We start from the raw sequence: 20,017 nt of genomic DNA, 5'->3' as shown, positions 1-20,017 counted from the left end.
GTTACTATCGACTGAATAACTTGCTGATTTAGAATTTGATCCCGCTCACATGTTATCCTCTCAATCCCCCTCAATTTATACTGTCAGCCGCCTTAATCAGACGGTGCGTTTGCTGCTTGAGCAGGAAATGGGGCAGGTCTGGATCAGCGGTGAAATATCTAACTTCACGCAGCCCGCTTCCGGCCACTGGTATTTTACGCTAAAAGACGACACCGCCCAGGTGCGCTGCGCGATGTTCCGCAACAGCAACCGTCGCGTGACGTTCCGTCCTCAGCACGGCCAGCAGGTTCTGGTGCGTGCCAATATCACCCTGTACGAGCCGCGCGGCGACTATCAGATTATCGTCGAAAGCATGCAGCCTGCCGGCGAAGGCATGTTGCAGCAGAAGTATGAACAGTTAAAGGCAAAGCTGTCTGCCGAGGGACTGTTCGACCAGCAGCTCAAAAAACCGCTGCCCTCCCCTGCCCACTGCGTTGGGGTTATCACCTCGAAAACCGGGGCGGCTCTGCACGATATTCTGCACGTGCTTAAGCGCCGCGACCCTTCGCTGCCCGTCATTATTTATCCTACCGCCGTTCAGGGTGACGACGCGCCGGGGCAAATCGTACGCGCGATTGAGCTGGCAAACGCGCGCCAGGAGTGTGATGTATTAATCGTCGGGCGAGGCGGCGGCTCGCTGGAAGATCTGTGGAGCTTTAACGACGAGCGCGTGGCGCGGGCTATCTTTGCCAGTCTTATCCCCGTGGTAAGCGCCGTCGGTCACGAAACGGACGTGACCATTGCCGATTTTGTCGCGGACTTACGCGCGCCTACGCCGTCCGCGGCGGCAGAAGTGGTCAGCCGCAATCAGCAGGAGCTGCTGCGCCAGATCCAGAACGGCCAGCAGCGCCTGGAGATGGCGATGGACTACTTCCTCGCCAACCGTACCCGCCGCTTTACGCAGCTTCATCATCGTCTGCAACAGCAGCATCCGCAGCTGCGTCTGGCGCGTCAGCAAACCGTGCTGGAGCGCCTGCGTCAGCGGATGAACGTCGCGGTTGACGCCCAGCTTAAGCGTGCGGGCTCACGCCAGCAGCGCGTGACGCAGCGTCTGAACCAGCAGAACCCGCAGCCGACGATTTACCGTGCGCAAGCGCGTATTCAGCAGCTGGAATATCGTCTGGCGGAGAATATTCGCGCCCGCCTCAGCACTACCCGCGAGCGTTTCGGCAACGCGGTCACCCATCTGGAGGCCGTCAGCCCCCTCTCCACGCTGGCGCGCGGCTATAGCGTTACCACCGCGACGGACGGCAACGTGCTGAAGCAAACCGTGCAGGTAAAAGCCGGAGATATCCTCACCACGCGGCTTTCAGACGGCTGGGTGGAAAGCGAAGTGAAAGGCGTAACGCCGGTAAAAAAACCTCGCGCCCGTAAAAAGGCGTAATCAGCGATGGCCGTCCGGCGTGACGGCCAGCATCAGCCAGGACAGGCCTGAAAAAATCGCCAGTGCAGCCGCTGCGCTCGTTAACCCCAGCAGCAGGCCAAAAAGGATAGCGCCCAATACCTGCCCGCCTGCCAGCATCAGAAAGGCCAGGCTAACTCCAGCCGCCGGAGAAGGATGAGCGATCTCCGCCCCCTTCACCAGCAACACACCCGACAAAATCACATACCCCGCCCCACTCATCGCCACCACCGGAATAAGCCACCAGGAAAAACCGTGGCTTACCGCCAGAATCGCCAGAGAGATAGCCATGAAGATCTGGGATAAACGATAAACCCCCCGCATGCCGATACGCCTTGCCATAGTTCCGGTAAATATGGCAACGATCCCCGCCCCGCCGCTTATCAGCCAGAGAACGTTGGTCGCTGCGCTATCCAGTTCCGTGTGACGCATAAGTATCTCCGGGCCAAAGCTCCACCATGCGGCGCTGGCAATACCGCTGATAAATGCAATCCCCAGCAGCCGAAACATGCCGGGTTTACGTACGATAAATGATGCCTTAGGCGAAGGCGTGCGGGGTTTCGCCGCCGACGGCGGCAGATGCCGCCACAACGCCGGCAGGCACAGCAGCGCCATCATGGCGAACACAACGCAGGCTGCCCGCCAGCCGCCGGGCATGAAAAACAGAACGGGCACCGAGAGGATGATCCCGCCGCTCGTTCCGGCATTGATGGTGGTATTCACATGGAGCTGACGGTCGGGAGCGATCCTGTCATCTACCGCCCCGGCAAGGGCCGGCGAGGCCAGTCCCGAGCTCAGCCCGGCAATAAACAAACCTATCGCCAGCGTCGTCGGCTGTGCCGAAGACGCGAGAATGAATAACCCCGCGGCAGCGGCGATGGCAGCCAGCAAGGCGGGCAGGCGAGGCCCAGCGCGCGCAATAAGGTAAGAGGCCAGAAATATCGACAGGCAATACGCCGCATAACTACAGGACGCTATAAACCCCGCCACCTGCGGGGTGAAAGGGATGGCCTGACGGATATCAGGCAGCATCAGACCCCACGAAAACCTTGCCATACCATAGGTCACCGCGATGATTGAAAATCCGGTTATGCTCAGCGAAGTCTGTCTGTTCATTGCGCTCCTCTCACTTAATGGCGTTTAAAAAACCTAAACGGTGGTGGAGCGTTGCGCCAGTTTTTAAGGAAACGAATTGTCCGACTTACCTCCGGTCCCGGTTTAATGATTTACACTTAAGTAGATTCTTTTTTCGGCATTGCCAGAAAACAGGAGAACTGCATGACCCGAATTCACAGCGTGATCCCCCCCTATATTCTTCGTCGTATTATCGAGAGCGGTTCAGAGCCACAGCAGCGCTGCGCCCGCCAGACGTTAACCCATGTGCAAACCCTGATGGCGCATATGCCGGGCAAGCCTGCCGCGCCGCACGTGAATAAAGCCGGCCAGCTTGAGCGTGACATCTACGACGCAAAGCAGACTCAGGAGCTGCCGGGTACCCAGGTACGCTATGAAGGCCAGCCCTCCAACGGCGATGTGGCGGTGGATGAAGCGTACGATTATCTGGGCATCACCCATGATTTCTTCTGGAAGGAATATCAGCGCGATTCGCTTGATAACAAAGGGCTGATCCTCACCGGCACCGTACACTACGGCCGGGAATACCAGAACGCCTTCTGGAACGGTCAGCAGATGGTCTTTGGCGACGGCGACGGCGACATCTTCAACCGCTTCACCATTGCCATCGACGTGGTGGCGCATGAGCTGAGCCACGGCGTGACGGAGACCGAAGCAGGGCTAATCTACTTTGAACAATCGGGCGCGCTGAACGAGTCGTTATCCGACGTGTTTGGCTCGCTGGTGAAGCAGTACCACCGTAAGCAAACCGCCGATAAAGCGGACTGGCTGATTGGCGAAGGGCTGCTGGCGGAGGGCATCAACGGCAAAGGGCTTCGCTCCATGTCTGAACCCGGCACCGCCTACAACGATCCCCTGCTCGGCAAAGATCCGCAGCCCGGGCATATGAAAGATTTCATTAAAACGCGCGAGGACAACGGCGGCGTACACCTCAACTCCGGCATTCCCAACCGGGCGTTTTATCTGGCCGCAACGGCGATTGGCGGTTATGCCTGGGAAAAAGCGGGCTATGCCTGGTACGACACGGTTTGCGATCGCAGCCTGGCGCAGGATGCGGATTTTGAGGCTTTCGCAAAACTGACGATCGCCCACGGCGAAAAGCGCTCGGGGAGCGACGTTGGGGCGGCCATTAAACAAGCCTGGGAACAGGTGGGAGTACTGTAATGCAGGTTCCGGAACTGACGGATGACGCCGTGGTTGAGCTGGCCCGGGAAGGCGGCGTCACCTTTATTCCAAAGCTGAGCGGCCAGCGCACCATCGCGCTTTCCACTCTTAACGAGGCGCAGCGTCAGCGCGTGGTCAGTATTCTGCAACAGGCTATCCCGCGCGGGCAGCCGCCGGGTCAGCCGTCGTCACCGGGCAGCGGCGATCAGCGCTATTTTCGCATTCAGATAATCTGGACCCGGCACAATCAGGCGCAGTACGCCGACATCATTGTGCTGGTTCCGGAGCAGGAAGCGCCGGAATCGCTGATCGAGCTGTGGCGAAAAGGCGAAGGCTGCGTGTGCGATTAAGCCTCAGCCCTGACGAATTCTACCCGTTTTTTTGAGATCAGCCCGTGGCCGTTCTGACAGAAGTAGTCCACCGCGCCGCAGGCTTTGAGTACCTGAAGCGGCTGGTGACAGTCAGGGCAGCGCGCTTCGAGGGGAATATCTTTATTGCAGCTGTCGCAGTGCGCAATACCGTTTTGCGGCTCCAGCGCTGCGTGGCAGTCCGGGCAGGTAATCGTCATGCTCTCTCCTGTTGCGTATGGCCGGGGCAGATGCGCTGCCCCGGCAGGCTGAATGTTATCAGGCTTCAGTAGCCGGTTTAGTCTGCACATTTTCCAGCATGCGGCGTACCGGAACAATGAGAACGATCAGCACCGCGGCACAGATCAGCAGCGCGATGGAGCAGCGTGCAAAGAGATCCGGCAGCATATCCAGCTGGTCGGCCTTCACGTGTCCGCCAATCAGGCCCGCAGCCAGGTTACCCAGCGCGCTGGCGCAGAACCACAGCCCCATCATCTGGCCGCGCATTCTCTCCGGCGCCAGCAGGGTCATGGTCGCCAGCCCAATCGGGCTCAGGCACAGCTCACCGAGCGTAAGCATCAGGATACTGCCCACCAGCCAGAACGGAGATACGCCTGCCCCACCGTTGCTCAGCACGTTCTGTGCCGCCAGCATCATCAGGCCAAAGCCCGCCGCGGCGCACAAAATACCGATGACGAATTTAGTGATGCTGCTCGGGCGAATGTTGTTGCTCGCCAGCTTCGGCCAGGCCCAGCTGAATACCGGCGCCAGCAGGATGATGAACAGGGCGTTGATCGACTGGAACCATACCGCCGGGATTTCAAAATCACCGATCATACGGTTAGTGTAGTCGTTGGCAAACAGGTTGAAGGAGGTTGGCTTCTGCTCAAACGCGGACCAGAAGAACGCGGCGGAGACCAGCAGAATAAAGCACACCAGCAGCCTGGCGCGCTCTTTGCGGTTCAGACCCGCGAAGATGAACAGGTAGATAAAGTAGAGCGCGACGGAGGCGGCAATAACGTACACCAGCACGCTGGCGACCGCGACCGGGTTAATCACAATCACGCCCTGGGCAATCAGCGTAACGATGATTGCAACACCTGCCGCCAGCGCCAGCAGCCAGGCACCCACGCCGTTGCGTTTCACAACCGGGCTGTTCCAGGTGGAATCCAGCCCCACCTCGCTGTCGTAGCGCTTCATGGCCGGAACGGCAAACACGCGGAAGATGATCAGCGCAACCAGCATCCCGATGCCGCCGATGCCAAAGCCCCAGTGCCAGCCGTGCGTTTTAATCAGCCAGCCGGAAATCAGCGGCGCAATGAACGAGCCCATGTTGATGCCCATATAGAACAGCGAAAAACCGCCGTCGCGACGCGCGTCGCCCTTTTTGTACAGGGTGCCGACCATTACCGAGATACAGGTCTTGAACAGGCCAGAGCCGAGCACGATGAACATCAGGCCGATAAAGAACAGGTTATCGCCCATGATGGCCGACAGCGCAATCGACAGGTGACCAAGGGCAATCAGAATCGAACCGTACCAGACGGCTCTCTGCTGGCCGAGCCAGTTATCCGCCAGCCAGCCGCCCGGCAGCGCGGCCAGGTACATGGTACCGGCAAAGATGCCGACAATCGCCGAGGCGTTTTCCCGCGCCAGCCCCATTCCGCCGTCGTAGACGGTGGCGGCCATAAACAGGATCAGTAACGGGCGAATACCGTAAAACGAGAAACGCTCCCACATCTCGGTGAAGAACAGCGAGCCGAGCGGATAAGGGTGGCCGAAGAAGGTTCGGCTCTCTTTTTGATTAACAGAGGATTGCATAATTCTCCCGAAAAGGTATGTGTCGTGCCTGTAAACACCAGCATGTACGCCGAGCGGTTACGTATCCGATCGATTTTTTACATGCGGCGAAAAGTTGGTTAACCATTTGATAACCAGGCGCTAGTTTTGTCTAGTACCGAACCCTGGACTTTAAGACGAAAATTCGACGATTGTCTACTTTCTTAGATATATACATGGTTAAAAGCGAATAGTGATTGACATCACACAGACACAATAATGGGCCGCCAGCGGGCATAAAAAACCCGCGACGGGCGCGGGTTTTCGGGGGAAGATCGAAGCTTACTTGCTTTTCTTAATGTGCTTAATCAAACGCTTACGCTTACGCATCTGGTTTGGCGTCAGGGTGTTGCGCTTATTCGCAAACGGGTTTTCCCCTTCCTTAAACTGAATACGGATAGGGGTCCCCATCACGTCCAGCGACTTACGGAAGTAGTTCATCAGGTAGCGTTTGTAGGAATCCGGCAGATCTTTTACCTGGTTGCCGTGGATCACCACGATTGGCGGGTTGTAACCACCGGCGTGGGCGTATTTCAGCTTCACGCGACGGCCACGCACCAGCGGTGGCTGGTGATCTTCTGCTGCCATATTCATGATACGGGTCAGCATAGCGGTGCTCTGACGTCGGGTAGAGCTGTCATAGGCTTCACGTACGGATTCAAACAGATTACCTACGCCGCTGCCGTGCAGGGCAGAGATGAAGTGAACGCGGGCAAAGTCGATAAAGCCCAGACGGAAGTCCAGCGTCTCTTTCACCTGCTCGCGCACTTCATTGCTCAGGCCGTCCCACTTGTTGACGACGATAACCAGCGAGCGTCCGCTATTGAGGATAAAGCCGAGCAGAGAGAGATCCTGATCGGAGATACCTTCACGTGCGTCGATCACCAGCAGCACCACGTTGGCGTCTTCAATCGCCTGCAGGGTTTTGATAACCGAGAATTTTTCCACCACGTCGGTGATTTTCCCGCGCTTACGCACGCCCGCGGTGTCGATAAGTACGTACTCACGTTCATCGCGCTGCATGGGGATGTAGATACTGTCGCGGGTGGTGCCCGGCATGTCGTAGACCACCACGCGCTCTTCACCCAGAATACGGTTAGTAAGCGTAGACTTACCTACGTTTGGACGGCCAACGATAGCCAGCTTAATAGGCAGATCCTGCGGGTTAAAGTCGTCTTCCGGCTCTTCCTCGCCCTCTTCACCGGCTTCGAACTGCGCCCAGTATTCTGCGTCTTCATCCACTTCTTCCGGCGGGTTTACTTCGTCAACCCACGGCAGCAGAACGGTTTCCAGCAGGCTGGTGACGCCGCGGCCATGCGAAGCCGCAATTGGGTAAATATCGCCAAGGCCTAAAGACCAGAAATCCGCAACGGCCTGATCGGCATCGATACCGTCAGTTTTGTTCGCCACCAGGAAGGTTGGCTTTTCGCGTGAACGCAGATGTTTGGCAATAGCAGAGTCCGCAGGCATCAGGCCAGCGCGAGCATCAACCATAAACAGAACTACGTCCGCCTCTTCGATAGCCAGCAGAGACTGCTCTGCCATGCGGGTTTCTACGCCGTCTTCCGTACCGTCGATACCGCCGGTATCAATACAGATGAACTCGCGTCCTTCCACCTCTGCACGACCGTACTTACGGTCACGCGTCAGCCCCGGGAAATCCGCAACCAGCGCATCACGGGTGCGTGTTAAACGGTTAAAAAGAGTGGATTTTCCAACGTTAGGGCGCCCGACAAGCGCGACCACAGGTACCATGTTTGAAGCCTCATAAAATTCAAAATAACGTCGCTTTCGCAGCGTTTTTAAAAATGTCAAAACGGCTCCTGAGTGAACAGGAGCCGTTTAGTATACTACAACCGCCGTGTAATTAACGCGTGATCGCGTACAGCGTGCCGTCTTTTGCCTGAATCAGCAGCTTGCCGTCAGCAACAACCGGATCCGTCAGGAAGCCTGAGCCGTCCACTTTCTGCTGCGCCACGAAGCGGCCGTTCTCTGGATCGACCCAGTGCATATAGCCTTCGCTGTCGCCCACCACCAGGCTGCCGTTATACAGAGCCGGTGCGGTCAGCAGACGGTGCAGCAGATCGCTCTGCGTCCACAGCGTAACGCCACCTTCGGTGCTCAGCGCCAGCAGACGGTCGTTCTGATCGACCATATAAATGCGGTTGCCTTCCACGATGAAATCGTTCACGGAGCCCAGCTCACGTTTCCACATGATCTGGCCGCTGCGCAGATCGAGCGCGGTCAGGTTGCCGTTATACGCCAGCGCGTAAACCACACCGTCAACGATAACTGGCGTCGTGTCTACGTCGCTCAGACGATCGATTTCAGTAGAGCCGGTCGCCTGAGAGATGCGCTGCTGCCAAATCATCTGGCCCTGCTGCATCAGGACTGCACTCACGCGGCCGTTATCGCCGCCCACAATGGCAGCACCAAACGCCGTTGCCGGCGCAGACTCACCGCGCAGAGAGAGCGCTGGCATATCCAGGTTAACGGTCCATTTTACCAGACCATCCGCTTCGTTCAGCGCCTGAAGCTGGCCGTTGCTGGTATGGATGAGCACCAGACCGTCGCTGACAACCGGACGAGATAAGGATTCACCGGCAACGGTAGTCTGCCAGGCAACGCTGCCGTCGCTGGCATTCAGCGCGTAAACCTGCGCTTTTTCGCTGCCCACATACACGTGACCACCGGCTACGGTCAGGCCGCCAGAAAGCAGCGCAGGCTTATGGGAGAACCAGCCGTCTTTTTCCGCCAGGTTGACGGACCAGACTTCTTTTCCATCACCAGCGTTCAGCGCTTTAACGGTGCCTTTGCGATCGGCCGCATAGACCACGCCGTCAGCAAACGCCGGGTGCAGGTTGGAATAGAAATCACCGATACCGTTGCCCACGGAAACGTCCCAGGCGGTAGATGGGGTAAACTGGTTTTCAACCGTCGGCAGCGGGGACATTTTGACAACGTCTTCTTCGCCACTGAACAATGAACAACCGCTCAATAACGTAACAGAAAGCAGTCCTGGCAGAAGTAATTTACGCAATTGCATTGGGTCCCTCTCAGACGGACAAATTATTTATTTTCATCTGCATCATTTCGCTCAGCGCAGGTGAAGCTTTACTATCCACGCCAGCTTGCCACGCTTTACGCGCGCCCGCTTTATCACCCTTGCTCAGCAGTGCTTCACCGCGCAGATCGGCAACGATGGCGGCAAAGCCTTCGCCTTTAATGGTATCAAGCGTTTTCAGCGCGTCGTCGGCTTTATTCTGCTGAACCTGGATACGGGCCAGACGCAGATTAATTACCGCTTTCAGGTTTTCATCACTGGCAGCAGCAAGCCCCTGAGACAGTTGCGCAGCGGCTTTGTCCAGTTCGTTCTTATCGACATACTGCTGGGCCACTTCCAGCGCGGCCAGCGCACCGTAGGTGTTTTTGTTGTCAGCGGCAAATTTCTCCGCCGCCGTCAGCGTTTGCGGCCGATCGGCACGGATTGCGCTAACGGTATTTTCGTAGTTCAGGGACGAACCGCGAGCAGAGTCAGCCTGATGATTGTTCCAGTAACGCCAGCCAACCAGCGCACCTACACCTAAAATAACCCCAACAACCAGCGCTTTGCCGTTTTCAACAAAGAAGCGTTTAACCGCATCAACCTGGTCGTGTTCGTTCTCGTAAATTTCCACGCAGTCCTTCTCCTTAGCCCAATAGAGTGCGCAAGTGCGCCGCAACGCCGTCCTGCGTTACCGTAGTTTGCTCACCAGAGCGCAGGTCTTTTACCACCACCTCGCCGTTAGCCACTTCGGACTCGCCCAGCACCAGTGCGATACGTGCGCCCCACTTATCGGCACGAGCAAACTGTTTTTTAAAGTTGCCGCCGCCATGGTTGGTCATCAGCTTAACGTCCGGCAATGCATCACGCAGGCGTTCGGCAAGCTGCATCGCCGCAGGCTGCGTATCCGCACCTGAGGCCACCAGGTATATATCGACAACAGAATCGGCTTTAAATTCCGGATTAACTGCCTGAACCAGCAAAACAAGTCGCTCAAGGCCCATCGCGAAGCCAACGGCTGGTGCCGCACGGCCACCAAGCTGCTCAACCAGACCGTCGTAACGGCCGCCGGCACAAACGGTGCCCTGCGAACCGAGGCTGGTGGTGACCCACTCAAACACGGTACGGTTGTAGTAGTCCAGACCGCGCACCAGACGCTGGTTAACGGTATAGGCGATGCCCGCCGCTTCCAGCAGCCTGCACAGGCCGGCAAAGTGTTCGCGGGAATCGTCGTCCAGGTAATCGCCCAGCGCAGGCGCATCGTTCAGCAGCGCCTGCACGTCAGGGTTTTTGGAATCGAGCACGCGCAGCGGGTTGCTGTACATACGACGCTTGCAGTCTTCGTCCAGCTTCTCTTTGTGCGCTTCCAGGAATGCCACCAGCGCATCGCGGTAGTTAGCACGCGCTTCCAGCGAACCGATAGAGTTGAGTTCCAGGGAGACGTGCTCAGAAATACCGAGCGCGCGCCACCAGCGGGCTGTCAGCATAATCAGCTCGGCGTCGATATCCGGCCCTTGCAGACCAAACACTTCCACACCCAGCTGGTTGAACTGACGATAGCGGCCTTTCTGCGGACGTTCGTGGCGGAACATCGGGCCGATATACCACAGGCGCTGCTCCTGATTGTACAGGAGACCATGTTCGATGCCGGCGCGCACGCAACCCGCCGTCCCTTCAGGACGCAGGGTCAGGCTGTCGCCGTTGCGGTCCTCAAAGGTATACATCTCTTTTTCAACCACGTCGGTCACTTCGCCGATCGCGCGTTTGAATAACGGGGTCTGCTCTACAATCGGCAAACGAATTTCGCTGTAACCGTAGCTGCCGAGCACCTGCTTCAGTGTGCCTTCAATGCGCTGCCAGATGGCGGTTTCGCCAGGCAGATAATCGTTCATGCCGCGGATGGCTTGAATGTTTTTTGCCACGTTTATTCTCTTTCTATATACAAAAAAGAACCCAAAGAATGGGCTCAATCATACATGGGAAGCAGCCTGCTTCCCATCACGTTATTTTTCAACCTGCTGAACGCTGATGCGCTGCGCTTCATCCATCATTGTCGCTTTAGCGCGAATGCGGGCTTCGAGCTGGTCGATCATGTCGCTATTATCCAGACGATCTTTACGAACGCCATCTTCATAGAGACCACTTTTCTTGTTACCGCCGGTAACGCCCAGCGTTGACACCAGCGCTTCACCCGGACCGTTAACCACGCAACCAATGATGGAAACGTCCATCGGGGTGATGATGTCTTCCAGGCGCTGCTCCAGAGCATTCACGGTACCAATCACGTCAAATTCCTGACGTGAACAGGTTGGGCAGGCAATGAAGTTGATCCCGCGCGCGCGGATGCGCAGTGATTTCAGGATATCGAAACCTACCTTGATCTCCTCCACCGGATCGGCGGCCAGAGAGACGCGTAACGTGTCGCCAATGCCTTCCGAGAGCAGCAGGCCAAGACCAATGGCGGACTTCACCGAACCGCTGCGCAGACCGCCCGCTTCGGTGATCCCGAGGTGCAGCGGCTGATCGATCTGTTTTGCCAGCAGCCGATAGGATTCAACGGCAAGGAAAACGTCGGAGGCTTTCACGCTCACTTTGAACTGCTCGAAGTTAAGACGATCCAGATGATCGACGTGACGCATCGCGGATTCAAGCAGCGCCTGCGGCGTTGGCTCACCGTACTTTTCTTGCAGATCTTTTTCCAGCGAACCGGCATTAACGCCGATACGAATTGGAATGTTTTTGTCGCGGGCGCAGTCAACAACCATGCGAATACGCTCTTCGTTGCCGATGTTGCCTGGGTTGATACGCAGGCAATCGACGCCGTATTCAGCGACTTTAAGCGCGATACGGTAGTCGAAATGGATATCGGCAACCAGCGGCACGTTCACCTGCTGCTTGATCAGTTTGAACGCTTCAGCGGCATCCATGGTCGGGACGGAGACGCGGACGATGTCCGCGCCTACGCGTTCTAATGCTTTGATTTGATTGACCGTTGCTTCCACATCCGTGGTGCGCGTGTTGGTCATCGACTGGACGGCGATAGGCGCCCCATCGCCGATTGGCACGTTCCCAACGTAAATCCGTTTTGATTTTCTACGTTGAATAGGAGCCTGGTTATGCATGTAAAATCTCCCGCATTGCCCGTCTGTTACTGTGCTGCTGATTGTTCGGCATTAACGGTAAGACGCGCAACCTGGTTAGTTCTGATAAAGCGGCTCAGATCGACAGGTTTTCCTTGATACTGGATCTGTACCGCTGCCGGTGCGCCGATTTTAAGCTTGTAGGGTGCCTGCCCCGTTAGATTTAACGTGCCATCTTTACGCTGCAGGCCGCTGAAAAGTTTTTTACCCGTTGCGTCAGTGACTTCCAGCCAGCAATCCGCCGTAAAGTTCATCACCAGCGCATTCGGGTCAACGGCAGGTGCCGCCGTGCCGGCCGGATCCGTTGGCAGCGTCGCCGCAGGATTTTCCGCAGATGCCGTTGCCGCAGGTGCGGTATCAACATTTGCCTGGGAAGGTGACACTACCGCGTCCTGATCCTGTGCCTGGTTCGCTGGCGCGGTGTTAGCCGTCGCCTCTGGCGCTGGAGCAGGTTCGCTTGCAGGCGCGCTCGTTGCCACCGTCTGAGGTTCACTGGAAGATGCAGCCCCTTCCGTGCTCAGCGGCACGCTTTGCGCACCGTTGGTTTGATTAAGCTCAGCGGAGGACTGATCGGCCATGGTGGTGATCTCTTCCTGCTGCGCTTTGTGGTTTTGCCACCACCATGCGCCCGTCAGGCCCACAACCACGAACAGGACCAGCCAGGTAAAGCTCATCAGCCAGCCATCGCGTTTTTTACGACGTTTACCCAGAGAGAAGCTTTGCATAGGCGCAACTTTTGCAGCACGCACGGGCGCCTGCTTCTCCATCATCGGCAGTAATTCGTCTTCAGGAATATGAACCAGTTTGGCGTAAGAACGGATATAACCGCGCAGAAACGTTGAAGCCAGATCGGCTGGTGCCTTATCTTCTTCAATATCGCGAACGGTGGAAACCTTCAGGCACAGGCGTTCTGCAACGGCTTGCTGGCTGAGTCCGAGTTGTTCACGGGCGTTGCGAAGACGAACGCCAGTGGAGAGTGCTGCATTTTGATCGTGAGTGGCTTCAGTATTCATTCGCTACAACTACTGGTACGTGAAAATAAGGGTTCAGGTGCCGGTGAGTCACAATGCCACCCGCACCGCGAAACTTCAGGTCAGTTAACCTTGAACAAACAGTATAAGACTGTCGGGCCGCAGATGACAGCGCTGGCAGGCCTTCACGCTAAACTGTTGTTACGTCGTTACATACTGCCCGAAAGTCGTATGAAACGCACCGTAATTATTAATCAATCGTGATGATTGTGACTGATTATTCAGTAAATTTATGCTTCACGGCGCAAAAAACGCGCCGTGTCTGCATAATAATCAAACGGTTTTGACCGCGATTGACTCACCCTGCATACGCTTACGCAGCGTACGTTTGGTACGGTCAATAACGTCACCCGCCAGCTGGCCACAGGCGGCATCAATATCATCACCACGGGTTTTACGCACGATAGTGGTGAAGCCATACTCCATCAGCACCTTGGAGAAACGATCGATACGGCTGTTCGAGCTGCGGCCATACGGCGCGCCCGGGAACGGGTTCCATGGGATCAGGTTGATCTTACATGGCGTATCTTTCAGCAGTTCAGCCAGCTCATGAGCATGCTCGGTGCCGTCGTTAACATGATCCAGCATCACGTATTCGATGGTCACGCGGCCCTGGTTAGCGTTGGATTTCTCCAGGTAGCGACGCACGCCGGCCAGGAAGGTTTCGATATTGTACTTTTTGTTGATAGGCACAATTTCGTCACGAATCGCATCGTTTGGCGCGTGAAGGGAGATCGCCAGCGCGACGTCAATCATGTCACCCAGCTTGTCCAGCGCGGGAACCACGCCTGAAGTAGAGAGCGTTACGCGGCGCTTGGACAGGCCAAAACCGAAATCGTCGAGCATGATTTCCATCGCCGGCACCACGTTGGTCAGGTTCAGCAGCGGTTCGCCCATCCCCATCATAACCACGTTGGTGATTGGACGCGTACCGGTCACTTTTGCCGCGCCCACGATTTTCGCGGCGCGCCATACCTGGCCGATAATTTCCGACACCCGCAGGTTACGGTTAAAGCCCTGCTGCGCCGTGGAGCAGAATTTGCACTCCAGCGCACAGCCCACCTGAGAAGAAACGCACAGCGTGGCGCGATCGTCTTCCGGGATATATACGGTTTCAACGCGCTGATCGCCCACCGCAATGGCCCATTTAATGGTGCCATCCGACGAGCGCTGCTCTTCCACTACTTCCGGTGCGCGGATTTCCGCGACTTCTTTGAGCTTATTGCGCAGCACCTTGTTGATGTCCGTCATATCATCAAAGTTGTCGCTGCAATAGTGGTACATCCATTTCATGACCTGATCGGCACGAAACGGCTTCTCGCCCATCTCTTTAAAGAACTCGCGCATCTGCTGACGGTTCAGGTCCAGCAGGTTAATTTTTCCATTTTTATTGGGAACCGCAGGAATGGCGACTTCGGAGGTATTCACTAATTCAGACATAATGTTTTCCGGCCTCGTTGTTACACGTTGTGGCCCTTGGTGGGTTGAAAAGAAACGCCCCGGTAAGCGGTCTGCTCGTCCGGGGCGTTGCATTGTACAAAGTCTGGCGCAGGGATGCCACGTTTGCACGCGGCATTTACGAAATTATTAGCGAGTGCGAGGGCACACTTCGCCTTCTGCGAAGAAGAACGCGATTTCGCGTGCAGCAGATTCAACGGAGTCGGAACCGTGGGTGCCGTTCTCGGTGAAGCTGTCAGCGTAGTCGGCGCGCAGAGTGCCTGCCAGCGCGTTGTCCGGGTTGGTTGCACCCAGCAGGTCGCGGTGACGCTGTACCGCATTTTCACCTTCCAGTACGGATACAACGATTGGGCCAGAAGTCATGAACTCAACCAGACCGTCAAAGAATGGGCGACCTTCGTGCTCGGCGTAGAAACCGCGAGCCTGTTCAACGGTCAGGTGCAGCATTTTGGTGCCAACGATCTTAAACCCTGCTGATTCAAAGCGAGAGAAGATGCTGCCAATAACGTTTTTTGCCACCGCGTTTGGTTTGATGATGGAAAAAGTACGTTCAATAGCCATTGATAACCTCTGTAAAATGTTCTGTTGTTTTTGCATACCTGAGTATGGTGTGGCGCGGATTATAAAGAGCAATAGCGCCATTGCCTATGGTTATGCATAACATTTTTTTAAAATGAGACGAAGATTAGCAACAGGCCTGATTTCGCATCCCGTAATGATGATGAAAACAGAGCGGGCACTGCTTTTCATCAGGCGTAAATGACCAGAACTGGCGGTGGCACGACTGGCAAACCGCCTCATATGCGGGCCTGGCAATGGTTCTTGCAGTTCCCTCTGCTTGCGTCACGCTTATCGCCGCATGCTGGCAAACCGCTTCACACCCCCCGCAACCGGTGCAATGCCCGGATTCCACCTTCAGCACGGCGTTTTCAAAGCGAATCGCCTTTTCCTGGCAGCTTCGCCAGCATGCCCCACACAGCACGCACTTTCCGGCATCGAGCGTTATCTCTGCCTCGCTAAACGCGGGAAAAGCCCTTCGCAGCTCGCGCAGGCCGGGCATTACGCTACAGGATTGAACGGCCTCACGGGGAACGTGCATCAGCGCACGACGGGCGAGATTAACCTCGTTGTGCGGGATAAGCCTGAACGTCCACGCCGCCTCACCGCGTCGGCGAAGCGCAAGATTAAGCCGGGCAAGCGCCAGCAGCCATGCAGGGTAACGCTCTGCTTCAATACTGATAAAACGAACGTGGTATTGCGCGTGCCAGAGCAGCAGCTCATTCACGCCGGGCGCGCGCTCAGTAAACGGCCCGACAAGCGTATCTCCACGCAAAAAGCGCTTTCGCGGCATGATGCCGGTAATGGCCCCGGCAGGACAGACAAACAGGCAGTCGCCGCATTCAATACAGCGGCTGTCATCAATCAGGATGCCCGCGTCCGTAACGGAGAACGCCTGCGCGGGACAAGCGTCCGCACAGGCGCGGCAGGAGGCGTGGCGAAAGCGGCGACGAACGCACGCGTGCGTCACGTCCATCGCCGGGATAAGCGTTAATCCGCCCATCAGCCAATACTGAAGAAAACGAAGCGCAGCATCAGTTCACCCACAATCAGCAACGCGCTTCCGAGAAGAACAGGGCCTCGCGCTGCCTTCAGACCGCCCGCGGCAAAGCACAGCATGCCGGCAACGGAAACGCACCAGCTCAGCAGATGCAGCGTGCGCAGCTGCTCCAGCATCCGTAACGGAGCGTGCGGGAACGTCACCACGGTGTTGTCCACGGCAGTAATGTCAGCCAGCCAGACGGGCTGCATCAGCAGACGCACAAGCACCAGCAGCATAACGATCGCAACCGCCGCACGCAGGGTCGCCCGGGAAGGCATTCCAGCGGCCATGCAGGCTGAGCCGATAATGCCCACCGAGCCGATAAACAGCACCAGCGTGTTTATGTGCTGCCAGGTCACCACGGACGCATGCATATAAATCTGCGCCATGCAGAAGACATCCACCAGCCCGACAAGACCCGCCACGGCCAGAAGCGGCTTCCAGCCCGGCTTTTTCGCGAACATCAGCAGCGTCGCAAGACCAAGCGCCGCAAGGTAAAGGCTGGCAAAGACAATCTCGCGGCTCAGCCAGGAGCTGGATACGTGGCGCAGCGCGTTAAGGGCATTCAGCGGATAACCCATGTGCAGCGCCGAGGCGAGCAGCCCCAGGCAGGCCAGCACGAACGCCCCGGCAGCAGGCAGCAGCGCGCTACGCTGCGAATCATGCGCGCCCCCGAACGCCAGCCAGAGCGTAACGCCTACCGACCCCTGAAGGAACAGCGTAAAAATCAACAGCGGTAACTCATGCATGACGTTTCCCCTCTTTCTCTGCGCCCTGATGTGCTTTGATCACCAGGTTCGGTTTTGTGATGGAGGAATCAGGCAAGCCCTTCACGTCACAGACCGCACCGTATTTCGCCCGAAGCTCATCAATCGGCCCGAATTTGATCGCTTCGAGAGGACAGGTTGCCACGCAGACAGGCTGTTCGCCTTTTGCCTGCAGATCCACGCAAAAATCGCATTTTGACATCTGCCCGGTCTGCTCGTTGAGCTGTGGCGCGCCATAGGGGCATGACCACGCACAGTATCCGCAGCCGACGCACTTGTCCGTATCGACACGCACGATGCCGTCGCCAGGACGCTTGTGCATCGCGGTGGTCGGGCAGTTTTTGGTGCAGATAGGATCCGCGCAGTGGTTGCAGGAGACAGAGAGCGTGTAGGCAAAAACGTTATTACTGACGCCGCCCTGCCCGGTTGGGATGAAATTCCCGCCGTTGACTTCGTACACGCGACGAAAACGACGCCCGACCTCAAGGTTGTTTTTATCTTTGCACGCCACCTGGCAGGCCTTGCAGCCCGAGCAGCGGGATGAGTCGATAAAGAAACCCAGCTGCTTGTCGCTCACCGGCGCATAGTGTTTGAACTGACTCATGCTTTCGCTACCTCCACCAGCATGGTTTGATGGGAATTTCCTTTCGCAAGTGCGGTAATACGGGCTGAACTGAGCACGTTCGCGCAGCCGCCTTTATCAATGCCCCGCTCGTCCGGCTGCCACCAGGCGCCTGCCTGCATGGCAACAACGCCGGGAATAATGCGCGGCGTGACCTCCGCCGGGACCTCACAAATGCCGCGCGCGTTGTGAATGCGTACGGTGTCTCCCTGCGCAATACCGCGCTTTTGCGCATCCTGCGGGTTAATCCACAGCTTTTGCTGCTGGACTTCAATCAGCCACGGGTTGGCGTACTGGGTAGAGTTGGCGCGGTTTTTCCCTTTCCAGGTGATCAGCTGGAGCGGGAAGGTTTTCGCCAGCTCGTCTTCCGGGCCCTCATGGGCGGGAACGTAGTGCGACAGCGCCGGGATTTCCGGGTGATGCATGTCGTACAGGCGCTTCGAGAAGATCTCAATTTTTCCGGAAGGCGTCGGGAACGGATGATTTTGCGGATCGCGGATGTTGTCCTCAAAGGCAACGAACGGCGCGCTTTTGAAGAGATGCTGACGCGTTTTCTGTAGCGTCGCGAAGTCCGGCAGGTTTTCGTCCGGCATGGACAGCCGCGTCTGCTCCCAGATGTGTTCAATCCACGCTTTTTCGTCACGGCCTTCGCTGAATGCGGGTTCGACGCCAAGCTTAGCAGCGACTTCCCGCAGCCAGTCGTAATCTGAGCGGCGCTCAAACTCAGGTTCAATCAGCTTCTCAGACAGGATCAGATAGCTTGCCGTGCCCCAGGTTTCACCGATATTCCAGCGCTCCATAAAGCTGGTTTCCGGCAGGAGAAGATCGGCATATCTGGCGCTCGGCGTCATAAACAGATCGCTTGCGACGATAAATTCAATTTTTGACTCATCTTCCAGCACGCGGACCGCCTGATGAAGATCCGGGTTCTGGTTAGCCAGATAGTTGCCCGCCAGCGAGAACAGGATGCGGATATTGCTGTCGAGCTTATCCACATCCTTCAGGCCGACTTCTGCCGTTACTTGGGAAGCATCATCGGCGGCCTGCACCCAGTTCATTACCGATATTTTGGCTTTTACCGGGTTATCCGGCATCTCTGGACCTGCCGCAAATTTCCGGTTTGCGCAGCCGCCATAGCCAGCCGCCCAGCCGCCTTTCACCCCGACGTTGCCCGTCAGCGTTGCCAGTATCGTCGAGCCGCGCGCGGTGCGTTCGCCGCAGTTATGGCGCTGCGGCCCCCAGCCCTGGATCAGCGCGGCGGGCTTGGTGGTTGCGTAGTCGCGCGCCAGCTGACGAATGGTCTGCGCCGGCACGTGGGTGATTTTCTCTGCCCACTCAGGCGTTTTCGCCACGCCATCTTTTGCACCGCTAAGGTAAGCCATCAGGGATTCATTCGCCGGAACGCCCTCTGGCATGGCGTCTTCGTCAAAGCCCAGGGTATAGCGCTGAAGGAAATCGCGATCGTGCAGGTTCTCCGTGACGATCACGTACATCATGGCGTCCATCAGGGCGTTATCGGTTGCAGGAAGCAGCGGGATCCATTGATCGGCAAGGGAGGAAACCGTGTCCGAATAGCGCGGATCGACAACGATAAAGCGGGTGCCGTTTTGCTTCATCTTCTGGAAATAGTGGTTACTGTGGCCAAAGATCGTCTCTGTCGGGTTGTGCCCCCAGAGGATGACCAGCCTGGTGTCCTGCAGCGTGTCCAGCGAGCTGCCGCTGGCGGCAGTGCCATAGGTATACGGCGTTGCCGCCGCCGTGTTGCCCATGCTGACCGAGTGATAGCTTTCGAGATAACCGCCGGTTAGGTTAAGCAGGCGACGAACCATCTTATCGCCAGAAAACGTGCCGCCGGAAACTGCGGTGCCCACATGCACATAGCGCGAGGCGGGGCCGTATTTTTGCGTAATGGTTTTTAACCGATCCGCAATAAGCGTGGTGGCTTCATCCCAGGTAATACGCTCGAATTTTCCTTCGCCACGTTTACCTACGCGTTTCATGGGATATTTAAGCCGATCCGGGTGATAAACGAATTTCCGATAAGCGCGACCGCGAACGCAGGCGCGCATAACTGGCATCTGCGGATCAAGGGCATCATCCGGGCGGGTGGAAATTCGCGTGACAACGCCTTCACTAACGTGCGCACGAATATCACACTTGCCGCCGCAGTCAAACGTACTACAGGTTTGCACGACTTTCTCTTCAGGCGTGGCGCTGGTCTTTGCCGGGCCCTGGGCACGTGCTTTGCCGGTTGTGGCGACAAACGGCAGGGCGGCCAGCGCCGATCCTGCCTGAATAAAGTGACGTCGGGATAAGGCTGGAATAAGCCCCTCTCCCGGATTTTTATTTTTTTTCATTGCTCATTCCTTAAAATAAAAACGCATTCTCGTTTTTTTTCAGGAATGAATATTGATAATTATCAAGCTAACCC

General features: G+C 56.8%; 18 protein-coding genes. 3 read left to right on the top strand and 15 right to left on the bottom strand.

The window, feature by feature from the left end:
- The first annotated feature begins 49 nt into the window (after window positions 1–49).
- Entirely contained in the window at window positions 50–1,423 is a 1,374-nt protein-coding gene (xseA, locus tag MOQ06_RS05100) for an exodeoxyribonuclease VII large subunit (RefSeq protein ID WP_148420674.1), read from the top strand.
- On the opposite strand, the gene MOQ06_RS05095 is transcribed toward xseA, so the two are convergent.
- On the bottom strand, window positions 1,424–2,557 hold the full coding sequence (locus MOQ06_RS05095; protein WP_148420673.1) for an MFS transporter: 1,134 nt from the start codon (window positions 2,555–2,557) through the stop codon (window positions 1,424–1,426).
- 162 nt (window positions 2,558–2,719) lie between these two features.
- Between MOQ06_RS05095 and MOQ06_RS05090 the strand changes: the two genes are divergently transcribed.
- Both MOQ06_RS05090 and MOQ06_RS05085 read left to right on the top strand, forming a co-directional pair.
- A complete protein-coding gene (locus tag MOQ06_RS05090) occupies window positions 2,720–3,739 on the top strand; it encodes a M4 family metallopeptidase (protein ID WP_148420672.1) in 1,020 nt (339 codons plus the stop codon).
- On the top strand, window positions 3,739–4,089 hold the full coding sequence (locus MOQ06_RS05085) for a protealysin inhibitor emfourin (RefSeq protein WP_242171624.1): 351 nt from the start codon (window positions 3,739–3,741) through the stop codon (window positions 4,087–4,089). Before MOQ06_RS05090 ends, MOQ06_RS05085 begins: the two co-directional genes overlap by 1 nt.
- On the opposite strand, the gene MOQ06_RS05080 is transcribed toward MOQ06_RS05085, so the two are convergent.
- From MOQ06_RS05080 to MOQ06_RS05015, 14 genes are all read right to left on the bottom strand, one after another.
- Window positions 4,086–4,307, bottom strand: a complete 222-nt coding sequence (locus MOQ06_RS05080) for a zinc ribbon domain-containing protein (RefSeq protein ID WP_148420670.1) — start codon at window positions 4,305–4,307, stop codon at window positions 4,086–4,088. The two genes, MOQ06_RS05085 and MOQ06_RS05080, sit on opposite strands and share 4 nt — an antisense overlap.
- Before the next feature lie 58 nt (window positions 4,308–4,365).
- Complete coding sequence (locus MOQ06_RS05075; RefSeq protein ID WP_148420669.1) at window positions 4,366–5,907, bottom strand: peptide MFS transporter; 1,542 nt, start codon at window positions 5,905–5,907, stop codon at window positions 4,366–4,368.
- Window positions 5,908–6,207: 300 nt separating this feature from the next.
- Window positions 6,208–7,680, bottom strand: a complete 1,473-nt coding sequence (der, locus tag MOQ06_RS05070) for a ribosome biogenesis GTPase Der (protein WP_022648998.1) — start codon at window positions 7,678–7,680, stop codon at window positions 6,208–6,210.
- A gap of 112 nt (window positions 7,681–7,792) precedes the next feature.
- Window positions 7,793–8,971 carry an outer membrane protein assembly factor BamB gene (bamB, locus tag MOQ06_RS05065; protein ID WP_148420668.1) on the bottom strand — a complete coding sequence of 393 codons (1,179 nt, stop codon included), beginning with the start codon at window positions 8,969–8,971 and terminating at the stop codon, window positions 7,793–7,795.
- A gap of 10 nt (window positions 8,972–8,981) precedes the next feature.
- Window positions 8,982–9,602, bottom strand: coding sequence for a YfgM family protein (locus MOQ06_RS05060; RefSeq protein WP_148420667.1), 621 nt, complete (start codon window positions 9,600–9,602; stop codon window positions 8,982–8,984).
- 13 nt (window positions 9,603–9,615) lie between these two features.
- Entirely contained in the window at window positions 9,616–10,890 is a 1,275-nt protein-coding gene (gene hisS, locus MOQ06_RS05055; protein WP_148420666.1) for a histidine--tRNA ligase, read from the bottom strand.
- An 81-nt stretch (window positions 10,891–10,971) separates the two neighbouring features.
- Complete coding sequence (ispG, locus tag MOQ06_RS05050) at window positions 10,972–12,090, bottom strand: flavodoxin-dependent (E)-4-hydroxy-3-methylbut-2-enyl-diphosphate synthase (RefSeq protein ID WP_148420665.1); 1,119 nt, start codon at window positions 12,088–12,090, stop codon at window positions 10,972–10,974.
- A gap of 26 nt (window positions 12,091–12,116) precedes the next feature.
- Window positions 12,117–13,121 carry a cytoskeleton protein RodZ gene (gene rodZ / locus MOQ06_RS05045; RefSeq protein ID WP_242171614.1) on the bottom strand — a complete coding sequence of 335 codons (1,005 nt, stop codon included), beginning with the start codon at window positions 13,119–13,121 and terminating at the stop codon, window positions 12,117–12,119.
- A gap of 291 nt (window positions 13,122–13,412) precedes the next feature.
- The gene (locus tag MOQ06_RS05040; protein WP_003860623.1) at window positions 13,413–14,579 is read right to left on the bottom strand and encodes a bifunctional tRNA (adenosine(37)-C2)-methyltransferase TrmG/ribosomal RNA large subunit methyltransferase RlmN; all 1,167 of its coding nucleotides are present in this window, start codon (window positions 14,577–14,579) and stop codon (window positions 13,413–13,415) included.
- A gap of 147 nt (window positions 14,580–14,726) precedes the next feature.
- Entirely contained in the window at window positions 14,727–15,158 is a 432-nt protein-coding gene (ndk, locus tag MOQ06_RS05035; protein WP_045326029.1) for a nucleoside-diphosphate kinase, read from the bottom strand.
- Between the two features lie 124 nt (window positions 15,159–15,282).
- On the bottom strand, window positions 15,283–16,158 hold the full coding sequence (locus MOQ06_RS05030; protein WP_242171612.1) for a 4Fe-4S binding protein: 876 nt from the start codon (window positions 16,156–16,158) through the stop codon (window positions 15,283–15,285).
- Complete coding sequence (locus tag MOQ06_RS05025; RefSeq protein ID WP_242171603.1) at window positions 16,158–16,946, bottom strand: DmsC/YnfH family molybdoenzyme membrane anchor subunit; 789 nt, start codon at window positions 16,944–16,946, stop codon at window positions 16,158–16,160. The genes MOQ06_RS05030 and MOQ06_RS05025 overlap by 1 nt, the downstream gene beginning before the upstream one ends.
- Window positions 16,939–17,568 carry a DMSO/selenate family reductase complex B subunit gene (locus MOQ06_RS05020; RefSeq protein WP_148420661.1) on the bottom strand — a complete coding sequence of 210 codons (630 nt, stop codon included), beginning with the start codon at window positions 17,566–17,568 and terminating at the stop codon, window positions 16,939–16,941. The genes MOQ06_RS05025 and MOQ06_RS05020 overlap by 8 nt, the downstream gene beginning before the upstream one ends.
- Window positions 17,565–19,943 (bottom strand): DMSO/selenate family reductase complex A subunit, encoded by a 2,379-nt coding sequence (locus MOQ06_RS05015; protein WP_242171601.1) that lies wholly within the window; start codon window positions 19,941–19,943, stop codon window positions 17,565–17,567. The genes MOQ06_RS05020 and MOQ06_RS05015 overlap by 4 nt, the downstream gene beginning before the upstream one ends.
- Between the last annotated feature and the right edge of the window lie 74 nt (window positions 19,944–20,017).

It is taken from the genome of Enterobacter sp. I4, from assembly GCF_022669095.1.
Classification (GTDB): domain Bacteria; phylum Pseudomonadota; class Gammaproteobacteria; order Enterobacterales; family Enterobacteriaceae; genus Enterobacter; species Enterobacter pasteurii.
Note: the sequence above shows the minus strand (reverse complement) of the source record. Positions and strands in the feature narration are given on the sequence as shown.

What these genes read in the sequence shown, in the direction of transcription:
- xseA (WP_148420674.1), top strand. Translation starts at nt 50, where the DNA reads ATGTTATCCTCTCAATCCCCCTCAATTTATACTGTCAGCCGCCTTAAT.
- MOQ06_RS05095 (WP_148420673.1), bottom strand. Translation starts at nt 2,557, where the DNA reads ATGAACAGACAGACTTCGCTGAGCATAACCGGATTTTCAATCATCGCG.
- MOQ06_RS05090 (WP_148420672.1), top strand. Translation starts at nt 2,720, where the DNA reads ATGACCCGAATTCACAGCGTGATCCCCCCCTATATTCTTCGTCGTATT.
- MOQ06_RS05085 (WP_242171624.1), top strand. Translation starts at nt 3,739, where the DNA reads ATGCAGGTTCCGGAACTGACGGATGACGCCGTGGTTGAGCTGGCCCGG.
- MOQ06_RS05080 (WP_148420670.1), bottom strand. Translation starts at nt 4,307, where the DNA reads ATGACGATTACCTGCCCGGACTGCCACGCAGCGCTGGAGCCGCAAAAC.
- MOQ06_RS05075 (WP_148420669.1), bottom strand. Translation starts at nt 5,907, where the DNA reads ATGCAATCCTCTGTTAATCAAAAAGAGAGCCGAACCTTCTTCGGCCAC.
- der (WP_022648998.1), bottom strand. Translation starts at nt 7,680, where the DNA reads ATGGTACCTGTGGTCGCGCTTGTCGGGCGCCCTAACGTTGGAAAATCC.
- bamB (WP_148420668.1), bottom strand. Translation starts at nt 8,971, where the DNA reads ATGCAATTGCGTAAATTACTTCTGCCAGGACTGCTTTCTGTTACGTTA.
- ispG (WP_148420665.1), bottom strand. Translation starts at nt 12,090, where the DNA reads ATGCATAACCAGGCTCCTATTCAACGTAGAAAATCAAAACGGATTTAC.
- rodZ (WP_242171614.1), bottom strand. Translation starts at nt 13,121, where the DNA reads ATGAATACTGAAGCCACTCACGATCAAAATGCAGCACTCTCCACTGGC.
- MOQ06_RS05040 (WP_003860623.1), bottom strand. Translation starts at nt 14,579, where the DNA reads ATGTCTGAATTAGTGAATACCTCCGAAGTCGCCATTCCTGCGGTTCCC.
- ndk (WP_045326029.1), bottom strand. Translation starts at nt 15,158, where the DNA reads ATGGCTATTGAACGTACTTTTTCCATCATCAAACCAAACGCGGTGGCA.
- MOQ06_RS05030 (WP_242171612.1), bottom strand. Translation starts at nt 16,158, where the DNA reads ATGGGCGGATTAACGCTTATCCCGGCGATGGACGTGACGCACGCGTGC.
- MOQ06_RS05025 (WP_242171603.1), bottom strand. Translation starts at nt 16,946, where the DNA reads ATGCATGAGTTACCGCTGTTGATTTTTACGCTGTTCCTTCAGGGGTCG.
- MOQ06_RS05020 (WP_148420661.1), bottom strand. Translation starts at nt 17,568, where the DNA reads ATGAGTCAGTTCAAACACTATGCGCCGGTGAGCGACAAGCAGCTGGGT.
- MOQ06_RS05015 (WP_242171601.1), bottom strand. Translation starts at nt 19,943, where the DNA reads ATGAAAAAAAATAAAAATCCGGGAGAGGGGCTTATTCCAGCCTTATCC.